The 13,367-nt window shown below is 42.1% G+C and carries 13 protein-coding genes and 2 pseudogenes; 14 read left to right on the plus strand and 1 reads right to left on the minus strand.

Annotation, left to right across the window (positions count from 1 at the left end; translation table 11 throughout):
* The first annotated feature begins 34 nt into the window (after positions 1-34).
* The 14 genes and pseudogenes from P5683_RS05795 (at position 35) to P5683_RS05855 (ending at position 11,544) form a co-directional block, all read left to right on the plus strand.
* On the plus strand, positions 35-1,084 hold the full coding sequence (locus P5683_RS05795) for a chemotaxis response regulator protein-glutamate methylesterase (protein ID WP_006623137.1): 1,050 nt from the start codon (positions 35-37) through the stop codon (positions 1,082-1,084).
* A 34-nt stretch (positions 1,085-1,118) separates the two neighbouring features.
* Positions 1,119-1,748, plus strand: a complete 630-nt coding sequence (locus tag P5683_RS05800) for a chemotaxis protein CheC (RefSeq protein WP_006623138.1) — start codon at positions 1,119-1,121, stop codon at positions 1,746-1,748.
* Between the two features lie 3 nt (positions 1,749-1,751).
* A complete protein-coding gene (locus P5683_RS05805; protein WP_315641795.1) occupies positions 1,752-3,212 on the plus strand; it encodes a site-specific DNA-methyltransferase in 1,461 nt (486 codons plus the stop codon).
* Positions 3,209-4,164 (plus strand): annotated as a pseudogene (locus P5683_RS05810) (AvaI/BsoBI family type II restriction endonuclease). The gene P5683_RS05805 and the pseudogene P5683_RS05810 overlap by 4 nt, the downstream one beginning before the upstream one ends.
* A 76-nt stretch (positions 4,165-4,240) precedes the next feature.
* Positions 4,241-4,978: a cytochrome c biogenesis protein CcdA gene (locus P5683_RS05815; RefSeq protein WP_006623141.1), complete on the plus strand. Its 738-nt coding sequence runs from the start codon at positions 4,241-4,243 to the stop codon at positions 4,976-4,978.
* 28 nt (positions 4,979-5,006) lie between these two features.
* Complete coding sequence (locus tag P5683_RS05820) at positions 5,007-6,377, plus strand: cytochrome c biogenesis protein (RefSeq protein WP_315639523.1); 1,371 nt, start codon at positions 5,007-5,009, stop codon at positions 6,375-6,377.
* A gap of 346 nt (positions 6,378-6,723) precedes the next feature.
* Complete coding sequence (locus P5683_RS05825; protein ID WP_006623143.1) at positions 6,724-6,840, plus strand: hypothetical protein; 117 nt, start codon at positions 6,724-6,726, stop codon at positions 6,838-6,840.
* 47 nt (positions 6,841-6,887) lie between these two features.
* Positions 6,888-7,073 (plus strand): hypothetical protein, encoded by a 186-nt coding sequence (locus tag P5683_RS05830; protein ID WP_006670540.1) that lies wholly within the window; start codon positions 6,888-6,890, stop codon positions 7,071-7,073.
* Between the two features lie 36 nt (positions 7,074-7,109).
* Positions 7,110-7,256 (plus strand): annotated as a pseudogene (locus P5683_RS26400) (cache domain-containing protein); the annotation flags it as partial.
* A gap of 42 nt (positions 7,257-7,298) precedes the next feature.
* Positions 7,299-8,042: a HAMP domain-containing protein gene (locus P5683_RS05835; RefSeq protein ID WP_006623145.1), complete on the plus strand. Its 744-nt coding sequence runs from the start codon at positions 7,299-7,301 to the stop codon at positions 8,040-8,042.
* 584 nt (positions 8,043-8,626) lie between these two features.
* Positions 8,627-8,971 carry a PP2C family protein-serine/threonine phosphatase gene (locus tag P5683_RS05840; protein ID WP_228116628.1) on the plus strand — a complete coding sequence of 115 codons (345 nt, stop codon included), beginning with the start codon at positions 8,627-8,629 and terminating at the stop codon, positions 8,969-8,971.
* Between the two features lie 91 nt (positions 8,972-9,062).
* Entirely contained in the window at positions 9,063-9,221 is a 159-nt protein-coding gene (locus tag P5683_RS05845; RefSeq protein WP_006623148.1) for a hypothetical protein, read from the plus strand.
* A 54-nt stretch (positions 9,222-9,275) separates the two neighbouring features.
* Positions 9,276-11,066: a penicillin-binding protein 2 gene (gene mrdA, locus P5683_RS05850; RefSeq protein WP_008055460.1), complete on the plus strand. Its 1,791-nt coding sequence runs from the start codon at positions 9,276-9,278 to the stop codon at positions 11,064-11,066.
* Between the two features lie 187 nt (positions 11,067-11,253).
* On the plus strand, positions 11,254-11,544 hold the full coding sequence (locus P5683_RS05855; RefSeq protein WP_006623150.1) for a Mo-dependent nitrogenase C-terminal domain-containing protein: 291 nt from the start codon (positions 11,254-11,256) through the stop codon (positions 11,542-11,544).
* On the opposite strand, the gene P5683_RS05860 is transcribed toward P5683_RS05855, so the two are convergent.
* Positions 11,541-13,166 carry a radical SAM protein gene (locus tag P5683_RS05860; RefSeq protein ID WP_315639524.1) on the minus strand — a complete coding sequence of 542 codons (1,626 nt, stop codon included), beginning with the start codon at positions 13,164-13,166 and terminating at the stop codon, positions 11,541-11,543. The genes P5683_RS05855 and P5683_RS05860 overlap by 4 nt on opposite strands.
* Positions 13,167-13,367: the final 201 nt, after the last annotated feature.

The raw sequence follows: 13,367 nt of genomic DNA on the forward strand, positions 1-13,367 counted from the left end.
TATAATATAAAATATACTACTGAGGAGCCATGAGATGAAAAATATTATCCGAGTTTTGATTGTAGATGATTCCGCCTATGTCCGTAAGGTGATTAGACAAATGCTGTCTCGTAGTCCCTTTATTGAGGTGGTTGATGTCGCCCATGATGGTGCCGATGCTCTGGACAAAATTGAACGGCTGGGAGACCAAGTAGATGTCGTAACCTTGGATTTGTTAATGCCTAAAATGGACGGTGTGGAGTTTATTAAACACCAAATGGCACGCCGTCCCCTACCTGTGATTGTCGTCAGTATTGCTAATGAAGGAGGCGAGAAATTTCTGGCGGCTTTGGATGCTGGGGCCGTGGATTTTGTCCATAAACCTACGGCTCTCGCTACCGAAAAAATGTTTGATATTAGTGATGAATTAATCGCTAAAGTTAAAACAGCATCTACTGTCCCTATTCACTGCATCACTAATGTTAATGAATTGCACTCATCACCGCCATTACCTCGCCCTCCTATTAGTTCCGGAAAAATTGAATTGGTGGCGATCGGAATCTCCACAGGAGGCCCTCAAGCCTTGGCGTTTTTAATTCCTCAATTGCCGGAAAATTTGCCAGTTCCGGTTGTGGTGGTTTTGCATATGCCTGTGGGATACACTAATATGTACGCCCAACGCCTCAATCGTCTTTGTTCTCTCGATGTTAAAGAGGCTCAAGCGGGAGATTTGGTCCGCCCCGGTGAGGTGCTAATTGCTCAGGCTGGACACCATCTGAGTTTTAAGCGTAATCGTGATCAAAATGTGGTTGTCCATTTGCACACTAAACCTTTTGATTTACCTCACCGTCCATCGGTGGATGTCATGTTTCAATCGGCGGCGGAGATCTATAAAGAACGGGTTTTGGGTGTGGTTATGACTGGAATGGGATCTGATGGTAAACAAGGTGCAGCTTGGATTAAGTCCCACGGAGGCTCGGTTTTTACGGAAGCTGAAGAAAGCTGTGTGGTCTATGGAATGCCTAGAACAGTGGTAGAAGCTGGTTTAAGCGATCGCAGTATCCCCCTGAATCAGATGGCTAAAGCGATCGTAGATTATTTATAAATTAGATGTTCTTTAGGGTTTGGGAGTTCTCGTGATGCTGCTCACAGAAAAACAACAGAATGCACTGATTGGATTTATCAATATGATATTATCCAGACGACCGGCAAGTTCTTTATCAGCATTAATTCAATGTCCGGTGATTTTGGATGTTTCTAATATTTGGCTGTATCCTCTGAGTAAATGTAAAACCGAATTTGCCCACTGTTTTGCTAATGAGGTGGCTAATGTCCGTCAAACTTTGTCTGGTTCCTTGTCCGGAGATGCCTTAATACTTCTTGACTATCCGGTGGCAGTAATGTTAACTAATTTACTCCGCCAAAATTCGAGACAACCTATTGAACATCTGAATATTTCTGCCTGTGAAGTGTTGACAGAAGTGGGCAATATTTTACTGAGTAGTTTTCTGCAGATTTTAGGAAACTTAATGGGAAGTCCGATTACAGTTTCCGAGCAGTCATTTTCCATTGACCCCCTAGAATCAATGATTAATTATCTGATTTTAGAACATCAAGAAATCCGCTATGTTTTAGTTGTCAAAACTAAATTCATTCTCTGTGATAACTCATTGGAAGCATACTTGTTTTTTGTATCTGGGGTTATGCCTCTATCTTGTATGATTAGAGGCATTGAGTCTGTCAGCAATGTGGCAGTTTCTAGGGTTTAGATAATGTGGGGAATCTCTAATTATAAATCATCAGGAGAAAAGGCAGTCGAAAACATAGCAGATATCCAGGAAGTCAACCGTCTTGATCAACACTTACATAATTCCTTTAAAAACAAATTTTTAATCGAACCATCACTAACCAGGCTGTTAGTCAGTTTTCAGGCGAATAAAACTCAACCTATTTATCGTTGGTATAAGTATAAAGAAGCCTTTTCCGCATCTCTAGTTCAACTGTTATTGGCAAAATACGGATTGACTCAAGGCAAAATTTTAGACCCCTTTGCAGGTAGTGGAACTGCTTTATTTGCGGCTAGTGATATCGGCATTCATGCTGATGGTATTGAATTATTGCCCATTGGTCAAAATATAATTGATACAAGAAGGCTGTTAAATTCCGAATTTACAGGCGATGATATTCACAGGTTAAAAAACTGGATCAACTTAAAATTATGGAAACAATTTGAACATCAACTCACTCTACCAGAGCTTAAAATTACCCAGGGTGCTTACTCCCCAGAAACTCAAACAGCAATTGAGAAATATCTGGCAGCTTGCGAACAGGAAAATCCTCAAATTCAAACCGTTTTACTATTTGCTTTGCTTTGTATTTTGGAATCGATAAGCTACACCAGAAAAGATGGTCAGTATCTACGTTGGGATTACCGTTCGGGTCGAGGTAGTGGCAAAAAGTCTTTGAATAAAGGCAATATTTTAGATTTTGATGATGCTATTACTCAGAAAATCAATGAAATTATTAATGATTTAGAACCACCTACACAGCAAATTGAACTTTTCCCTACCCATAAACCTCAAGGTAAAATTCACCTATATAAAGGGTCTTGTCTGGAAGTAATGCCATGTTTACCTAATGGTAGCTATGACGCTATGATCACATCTCCACCTTATTGTAATCGATATGATTACACTCGTACCTATGCCTTAGAACTAGCTTTATTGGGAGTGTCTGCAAAAGAATTAACCCATCTTCGTCAGGAAATGTTAAGTTGTACTGTTGAAAATCGCCCTAAAGATTTGTTGGCTATTAATCAAAATTGGCAATTAGCTTTAAGTGTGGCTGAAAATCAAACTCTATTGCAAGCCATATTACAATTTTTAGAACAGCAAAAATCACAGGGCAAATTAAATAATAATAGTATATCTAGAATGGTGAAAGGATACTTTTACGAAATGGCTTGTGTGATTCAAGAATGCTCCCGCCTACTTAAACCCGGAGGACTTTTATTTATGGTTAATGACAATGTGCGTTATGCTGGGATTAGTATTTCCGTAGATATGATTCTTTCTGATTTAGCTGAAAATTTGGGTTTGGTTGTTGAAAATATACTTATTTTACCAGGCAATAAAGGTAACAGTAGTCAGCAAATGGGAAGTCATGGGCGTGAACCTTTAAGAAAATGTGTTTATGTCTGGCAAAAAACATCAATTAATCATAATTATCTATGAATACTTATCTTAACCACCTGAAATCTAGTAACGATTTGGTGACAACTTATGAAGCTGTCCGTGCGGGTTTTGTAGCACTGGCACTGGAGAGAAATCGACGAGCCACACCTTATGTTGCAGAAGCTCAAGCACTACAAGAAGCGGCTAGTCAAGCTACCTATCCTGCTGATTTACTGAATATTAGAGGTATTGATATCGGATTACTGACGGCAGCAGGACTATCTCAGAAATCCCTGAAATATTTGATGCCAGAGGATAAAATTGATGCAATAAATGGTCTGATTAAGAATTTTCTGGAGCCAGCAGGCGCAAATTTTGTAGAGGAATTAGTATTTAGATTTTTATTAACTCGTGGTGACAGTCTGGGGGGTCAATGCGTAACATTGGGGGAGTATTAGCACAAAGGAAATTAACCCGTGCTATTCTGGCAACTCTCAGCATTGCTGGGACAAAATATTCCTGGCAAGATTCCCGCAGCAAAAAATGGTTATATATGACCAATAATGATACAGAAATTGAGTTATATTTACGAGGTATAAGTTGGGAAAATAAACTAGGCAAGCGTACACTTATTTATAATCTAACAGTTCCAATAATTAATAGTAATGTAGATTTATGTTTATTTAATATGGCTTCCACAGAACTGGTAATTAATAAATCTACTGAGATTAATTTACAATCTATCCTAGCTTTAGGTGAACTGAAGGGAGGGATAGATCCAGCGGGAGCTGATGAACATTGGAAAACAGCACAAGCAGCACTAAATAGGATGCGACAAGCATTATATCAAGTGGGATATTCTCCTTATATTTTCTTTGTCGGCGCAGCCATAGCAACTAGGATGGCTGCGGAAATTTGGGAGCAACTAGAAAATGGGACGCTCCATAATGCAGCTAATCTCAATCAAGAAAATCAAGTAGCATCTATTTCTCGTTGGCTGTGCGATCTGTAGGAGTTTTATTTGAGATGTGGACTCGCTAAAAAAACGTTACAATCTTTGATAGTTCCCAAACTAATCAACTAGACTCATGAGCGAAACCCTACAAACACAACTCTATGAAATTGCACAATTTGCTAATACCCTAGTGCGCGAACAACTAACCCATCTGGGATGGCCAAGCGTTCTCATCCTGTTGGCTGCTGGGTTGCTAACCAGTTTGACCCCCTGTATGCTGTCTATGTTGCCGATTACGATTGCCTATATTGGTGGATATGAAAATCAAAATCGCACCACAGCAGCTATTCAGTCTACCTGGTTTGCTTTGGGACTAGCAACTACTTTAGCGGGATTGGGGATTTTTGCGTCTCTGGTGGGACAGGTTTATGGTCAGATTGGCTGGGGTTTGCCTATTCTGGTGAGTGCGATCGCCATTTTGATGGGATTGAACCTTTTAGACGCCTTACCCCTGCAACTTCCGGCTTTTGATACCATGGGGTGGATTCCTGAAAACCTCCCCCATTCTGCGCGGTCTTATCTGTTGGGGTTAACTTTTGGTTTGGTGGCTTCTCCCTGTAGTACCCCCGTGTTAGCGACGATTCTGGCTTGGGTTTCTACCACTGGCGATATCCTTCTAGGGGGGGTGCTGCTGCTGTCTTACGCTGTGGGTTATGTGGCTCCGTTGATTGTGGCGGGTACATTTACGGCTACTATTAAAAGGTTGCTGGCTTTGCGTCAGTGGTCGGGTTGGATTACTCCGGCTAGTGGTGTTTTACTGGTAGGGTTTGGGGTGTTTTCTCTGTTGTCCCGACTGGCTCCGATCGCCTAGTTAACTTTTGCAAAATCTTGATTTAATTATGACTGCTAAAGATGTGGTTTTATCCAAACTTTCTAGTTGGGGAACAGCACCCCGACAATTTTTCCGCAAAGAATTACTTCCGGTGTTGGCGGATTTGCGATTAGCGATTGTTTTATTATTAGCGATCGCCATTTTTAGCATTTCTGGAACTGTCATCGAACAAGGACAGTCCGCCGCCTTTTATCAAGCCAACTACCCAGAAGATCCGGCTTTATTTGGGTTTTTAACCTGGAAGGTATTACTATTTATTGGGCTAGATCATGTCTACCGCACTTGGTGGTTTTTGTCAATCCTAATTTTATTTGGCTCTAGTCTCACCGCCTGCACTTTCACCCGGCAGTTACCGACATTAAAATCGGCACAACGTTGGCAATATTACGAACAGGAAAAACAGTTTAAAAATTTAGCTTTAAGTGCCGAGGTGAAAAATGTATCCCTAGACCATCTCAAACAAACCTTAGAAAGCCGTCGTTATCTGGTATTTCAAGAGGGAAATAAACTCTATGCTCGCCGAGGTATAATTGGTCGGATTGGACCCATTATAGTTCACGCTAGTATGTTGATTATTTTGGCTGGTTCAATTGTCGGTTCAATGACGGGTTTTATAGCTCAAGAACTTGTCCCTAGTGGTAAGATATTTGGCATTCAAAATATTATTGATGCTGGGCCGTTTTCTGAGTCTCAAATGCCCCAAGATTGGGCGGTTAAAGTTAATCGGTTTTGGATTGATTATACACCTGATGGCACTATCGATCAATTTTATTCAGATTTGTCGGTAGTTGATCGGGAGGGACAAGAACGCGATCGCCAAACTATTCATGTTAATAAACCCCTACGTTATGATGGTATCACGTTTTATCAAGCTGATTGGGGAATAGCTGGGGTAAAAGTTCGGATCAATCGTTCCCCGGTGCTACAACTACCAATGGCGCAACTAGATACCGGGGGAAAAGGTCGCATTTGGGGAACTTGGGTTCCCACCAAAACTGATTTGAGTGAGGGAGTCTCCCTGCTGGCGAAAGATTTACAGGGAACTGTGTTAATTTATGATAATGATGGTCAGTTAGTCTCAACAGTCCGCGAGGGTATGTCTCTTGACATCAATGGGGTCACCCTCTATGTTGATGAGGTGGTGGGAAGTACGGGATTGCAAATTAAAGCTGATCCAGGTATTCCAATTGTTTATGCAGGATTTGGATTGCTGATGATTAGTGTATTAATGAGCTATGTATCTCATTCCCAAATTTGGGGACTCCAGCAGGGTGATCGGCTTTATATTGGCGGTAAAACTAACCGCGCTAAGGTGGCGTTTGAGCGTGAAGTGGTGGCGCTATTAGACCAAATCGAGTCGGAACAAACCATCAGCTAAACTATCATTCCCCCCTCTCTTAGAGTAATAGGGGGGGATTTGCTCATAGATTTTACGGGTGAGTTTTGATTAACAATTAAATCAATATCAACGTTTATTGATAGGGTGATAATTACTAAATTTCAGGGTCTTTTCAAGTTAATTTTCTGGGTAAAATCCCCTATCTCGATGCGGAATATATCCCCCAGATACGAAAATTTTGATTAGCCTCATATTCTAAATATCTGCCAATATTATGCTGGTTCCAAAGTTCAACCAAGCCATTATCAAACTCTTTGGGAATACCTCGATTAGTACAATTTTAATTGTACCATTTGTAGTCCAAGTAGTGTGAGCCACCGGACTGGTGGGTTATTTATCCTTCCGCACCGGAAAAAGTGCGATCGCCGATTTAGCGAATCAATTAATCGAAGAAGTAAGCGATCGCGTTTACCAAAACCTAGAATTATACCTATCCTGCTAATATAAACCCAAAAAAACTGGATGCGATCGAGTTAGGATTTGGAGAATATGATTAATATTATCGAACCCGAGACAGATTTTAGCTTCTATTATTATCATACCAATGACCAAGGCGATCGCACTACTGTACAAGCCATAGTCGAGAACGCAGACCCACGCAAGCACACCATTTATATCACAGCCAAAGAAGCTGGTCAAGCCATCTGGAGTGATGTTTATATCTCCTACTTATAACCCACGCTACTTTTAAGCCATCTTTATCCAGTCTATGATGATAGTAATAACTTCCAAGGTGTATTAATTTCAACCTTACGTCTAGATCATATTTCGGAATTTCTCCATAGCCTTAGTATTGGGAAGTCTGGACAAGCATTTATGATCAAACGTGACGGGACTTTCTTGGCAACTTCCACCTGAGAATTACCCTTGACCATTGATGAATAAGAACGCCGAGAATTAATGAATGGTTCCCAAAGCAATAATCCCATTACTCAAGCAACGGCTAAAGATTTATTTAATACCTTGGGCGACCTCAAAACTCTAGGGAGTACCCAAAATCATGAGTTGCGATTGAATGAAAATCTGTACTTTGTGAAAGTTAGACCTTTACAGGATGAGTATAATTTAGATTGGCTGATTGTTGTAGTTGTACCAGAGTCAGATTTTATGTCCGAAATTAACGCCAATATTCGCACTACTATTAAACTTGGTATTGGTGCAATGATGGTGGCAATTATTATTGGTATGATAACAGCTAGGTGGATTACTTGGCAAATTTCCCGCCTCAATATCGTCGCCAGTAATGTAGCCAAAGGAGACTGGAAACTGTCCCTATATCTGCAAAGAAATGATGAAATAGGACAACTTACAGAGGCTTTTAATACAATGGCTACCCAACTACAAAAGTCATTTCAAGATTTAACCACCCTAAATGAAGCCTTAGCAGAAAGTGAAAGCAGACTGACCAAATTTTTAAATGTGATTCAGGTAGGAGTAGCTATTTATGCACCGAATGGGGAGCTAATTTATTTTAACATAACCGCCACCGATTTACTATCACTTGAGCAGGTGGGAGATTTAGAAACCTATAACTTACCTCTAAATAATTCTATTTATCAACAGGAAACTAATCAACCATACACAGTTAGCTATCTCCCCTATAATAGAGCCTTACCAGGTGAAACAGTGATGTCTGATGACTAGAGATCCAAGTAGGCGATCGCCGTATTACCTGAGAAATGAGAGCAGCTATTATTGTGGAAAAACAAGGCAATATTATCTATAAAATTAGGGGATTCTCAGACATTAGCGAAAACCAAAAACCTGCCAAATTTTATCATAAATTACGGCTCTAAACCAAGGTTTAAAAGCCGAAAATCTCGCCTCATAACCGAATTACAAGTAGCTCAAAAACTGCCATACATGATTTTACCGAAACCGGAATAATTAGCAGAAATATCTAACTTGGAGGCAGCCGAATTTATGGAGCCAGCGGACGAAGTTGGGGGAGATTATTATGAGATCATACTAGAGTAGAATGGCAGATTAACAGTAGGTATTGGTGATGTAACCGGACATGGTTTAGAAAGGTGTTAATGCTGATGAAACCAACAGCAGCTCGGACTTAATCAGCCTGACCATAAGCCGATCACGTAAATTTTTTAAATGGAATTAACCAGGTAATTTATAGTAATGGTATGCCGATGAGAAACGATAAAAATTTAACCCTGTATTTTTTAACATTTCCAGATGATAAATTTCATTTAACCGGACAGCATGAAAGTTGAATTGTAGTTCGTAACCATGGAGAAGTCGAACAAATTGATAGAATGGACTTAGGGTTTCTGATAGGTTTAGAAGAAAATATCTCAGATTTTATTAATCAGCTAGAGGTGAAAGTCAATCCAGGAGAAGTGATGGTTTTATATACCGATGGTATCCCGGAAGCCGTTAATGAGCAACAGGAAATGTATGGTATGGAGCGACTTTGTGGAGTGCTTCAGGAAAACCGCCACGAGTCAGTTGATAGTATTTGTGAAAGGGTAGTTAAAGATGTCAAGCAATTTATCGGCACACAAAAGCTGTTAGATGATATAACCTTAGTAGTTTTAAAAAAAAATAGCATAGCCTGAGTAGAGACCGACTCAGGAAGCCGAGAGCCATGCTAATGTTAAAATCTAGTCAACACATATCCTCATTTGTATTGCACTCAGGATCTAAGCTATGGCTGTACTACTTACCTGGATCGCGCTAATTCTGAGCATTCTGCTAACAGAGACATTTTGGCTGGACCCTCTGAGCTTTCTTAATTGGCTACACCTACCGAATTGGACTGGGTTAGCATTTGTGGGGTTAATTGTGACTTGGTGTCTTGGGGAATAGGTACTAACTTGCCCAAAAAATAGTATGTTGTATCAGAGATTTATTTCAAGGTCTATGGTGCGTCAACTGTCTTTTAACCCTAGGGTCCATTTTACTAGTAGCGATCGCCCGACTGTCCGCAAGGAAGCGCCGCGACCGCTGTATCGTGGTTTACTATTAATGCTGGTAGCCACAGGATTGATAGGTTTGCAGGTTCATCGGCTGGTACAACTGCAACTGGTGAAGGGAGCAGAAAACCGACTGAGAGCGGAAGAAAACCGTATCCGGCTGATTCCAGTCCCCTCAAATCGGGGTCGAATTCTCGATCGCAATGGTACAGCCATAGCCGATAACCACCAAGTGCGGGGGGTTTTTTTCTGGCCAAGGGAAAAGACCCCAGAACAGTGGAAACAAGCGGCTAACCAACTGAGTGAGTTACTGGATGTACCAGTAAGCAGCATTTTAAACGAACTAGAACGCATCGGCTACCAATCCGCCACCTCAGTCCGCATTAGCAATAATCTGACTCCAGAAGCCTTTATCTGGTTAGCGGAAAATGCCGAGAAGATGTCCGGGGTGGAAATTAGGATGGAGTCGAGTCGCCACTATCCCCACGGTAATTTAGCAGCTCAAGTAGTTGGCTACATTGGGGAAGCCAACCTACAAGAATTAAAAGCTAACCCCGATTGGCCAATGGGCATGGTAGTAGGACAGTTGGGGATTGAAGCCTTAGCCAATAAAGATTTAGTGGGAGTGTGGGGCGCTCGCTTGGTGGAAGTGAACGCCAAAAACGAGGAACTGCGGATCTTTGGTGAGAAATCCTCTCAAGGGGGTACAGACGTACAACTAACCATAGATATCAATCTGCAGAGAGTGGCGGAACAGGCTCTGGGACAGCGACGGGGAGCAGCAGTAGCCCTGAATGTGAAAACTGGGGAAGTGTTAGCAATGGCGAGTAGTCCACGATTTGACCCTAATTTATTTACTCGCCCCATTACCCCCCAACAATGGGAAGAACTCCAAGGGTTAGACCATCCGTTTCTGAATCGCGCCTTACAGGGATATCCCCCCGGAAGTACATTTAAGATTGTTTCCTCTGCTGCTGGTATGGCTTCTGGCCATTTTAGTCCAGATTCGGTAATTGCGACCTCAGATTCAATTACTATTGGTGGGATTGCCTTTAAAGAACATAGTGGCGGGCTTGGGATAATTGGGTTTCGGGATGCTTTAGCCTTTAGTAGTAATACCTTTTTCTATCGCCTGGGGATGGCCATTGGCCCGGGAACCATGGCTAAATGGGCTAGAAATTTGGGAATTGGTACTACGGATTTAAGATTGTTGGGGTTAACAGAGGGGTCTAGTGGATGGGTTCCTACCCCGGAAGACAAGGAAAAAATGTTTGGGGAACCCTGGTTTTTGGGGGATACTGTCACGATGTCTATTGGTCAAGGGTCGGTACTAGCTACCCCTCTGGAGTTGGCGGTGATGGTATCGGCGATCGCCAATGGTGGACAGCGAGTTAAACCCCATTTACTCTCTTCCATGACTAATACTCCCGCTACCCAACCTGTACCCACAGGATTGGCTCCTGATGTGATTCAAAAAATTCGAGAGGGGTTAGTTGCTACGGTCCAGTATGGAACCGCTCAGGTGATGAATGATGGTAGTATCCCTTTAACTGGCGGGAAAACCGGAACTTCTGAGGTTTGGGGACAGCGATCGCACTCGGTTTATGTCGCCTTTGGTGCTGCGGATCAAGCAGAAATTGCCATTGCTGTAGTCGTGGAAAATGGCGGTTTTGGCTCTAAGGCGGCGGCTCCGGTAGCTCTGGAGATGTTCCAAACCCACTTTGCTGGTAAAAAATAACCACCCACCCAACCGGGTAACACCAAACCCGGTTAGGTAAGAGGTTTCAGGCGGTGGCTACTTCCTCGGCGGGATATGTATAAATTTTGATAATCATAATCAAAAATTTATATAAGTAAACCCTGGCGTTATAGCGATCGCCTTGCTAAATTAAATCTATAGCAACCGAGGAGGAGCCATAGCAGATATGAATACACCCAACTTAAATACCCAGCCAAATTTCATCTTAAAACCCATCAAAACCTGGCTCGATATTCAAGTCAAAAATCCCAAAACAGCCCGGTTAATCTGCAATTTAATCCCCGCAAAATGCCCCTTTGAACGCACTATCAAAATGTTTGGGCGTACAGTTTTACAAATTCCCCCCCTCTGCAAATTCAATCCTTTTTATGAGGAAGTTGTGGCTATGCGATTTCGCGCCCTTTGCTACTTAGCCGATGAATGTGGAGAAGATATTTCTCAGTTTTTTGTAGCCTAAGATAACCTGTCTCTCGCCCAAATTCTAGCATCATCAAGATGCTTTTTAAGAGTTGTTTCTGGTAGAGGTCCTTGGAGGTGACTCCAGGGGAGAACCTGGTTTAATTCCCAGTCTTGATTAACATAAAAATCTATGGGGGGAAGCTGTCCGCGTAATTCCTTAAACCCCCGCCGATAACTTCCGGGACTGTCCCCATAATGGCGGACTTTTTCCAAGAGATCAGATAAACGGCGATCGCCTCTGGAAATTAAAGCCTGAATTACCGACCATCGATAACTTTCCGGGCGAAAATCCATCCCATTGGAGCGCAGTTTTTTCTCTAAAAACTTTAATCTTTTTTCGGCGGCTGGATTCACCCCAAACCACTGAAAAGGAGTGTGAGATTTCGGAACAAAGGTACTACAACCCAGCGTCAGACGTAAACCAGGGGCGGCTTTTTTAATCTCCTGCATCATAGCAACTGTCGCCTCTAAATCCTCTGATTCTTCCCCCGGTATCCCCACCATACCATAGAGTTTAAGGCTTTTTAATCCTCCGGCTTTCGCATTAATGGCAGCTTGGATAATTTCATCATTATCGAGTTTTTTATTAATGATTTTACGGAGGCGATCGCTACCACTTTCCACCGCTATAGTAATACTACGAGTATCTCGTTTCGCCAAAGTAGCCGCTAGTTTCACCGTGACCGTATTGGTGCGAACTGAAGCCAAACTCAATCTCACATCATCATATTCTGGCTGACTCAGATAATCCAACAATTCGTTAAATTCGGGATGTTGAGTCACCGAAGCACCCAATAAACCCAGCCTTTTAGTGACAGTTAAACCCCGATTAATTGCCGGGATTAAAGATGATTCAAGATTCGCCGTCCGGAAAGGTAAAGTCAAATAACTAGCCAAACAAAAACGGCACATTTCTGGACAACTGCGAACCACTTCCACCATATAAATATTTTCCCAAGCCGCCAATTCCGTGACTACGGTGGAAGCTGATAGAGTATTTCCGCGATAGGTTTGTTTTTGCACCTGGGGGGGAATATCACTATCAATAGGTTTAAGAGAAGCGATCGCCCCATCAGGACTGTGATAAGTCACCTCATATAAACTGGGGATATACACTCCCGGAACCTGTGCTAAGTGGCGTAATTTAGTCTGTCGGTCTGCTTGTCTAACCTGTTGATAGGCGCTGATAAAATTAGGTATTAAATCTTCGCCATCTCCCAGTAAAATCACATCAAAAAAATCAGCAAACGGTTCTGGGTTGGCCGTGAGGACAGGTCCGCCGCCAAAAACTAGGGGTTGTTGATTATCGCGCGAGTGCGATCGTCTGGGCAGTCCTAAATCTTCCAACTGCTGTAAAATGTTACTGTAGTCTAATTCCCAGGACAGAGAAAACCCTAATAATTCTGGGTTATTTGGTAGAGGTTCACTCAGATCTGTAAACAGGCGGCTAACTTGTACATCTTGACGGAGTGCTAAAGTCGCCCATACTATCTGATAACCTAGGCTAGTAATTCCCACACTGTATTCATTGGGGAAAGCCAAAATCACCGGAACCGCATTAGTTTCCGGTGTAGCTGGGGTAAATAATAAACGTTCGCGGGCGAATTTGGTAACAGTCACAGTATAAAAATTGACCTAATCAGATTGAGGATATCCATATTAGTGATATTTTAACTTAAACCACAAAATAGTCGAAGCCAATACGAAAGTCGCCACATTAGTTAGGATAATCGGTAGATCTTGAATCAGGGTCCCATATACAATCCTTGACACTCCCCGGCGTGAACGCACGGGGATTCTTTGTTCTACGACACGACTTGA

Origin of the sequence: Limnospira sp. PMC 1279.21, from assembly GCF_032349615.1 — a bacterium.
In the GTDB taxonomy this organism is placed as follows: domain Bacteria; phylum Cyanobacteriota; class Cyanobacteriia; order Cyanobacteriales; family Microcoleaceae; genus Limnospira; species Limnospira fusiformis.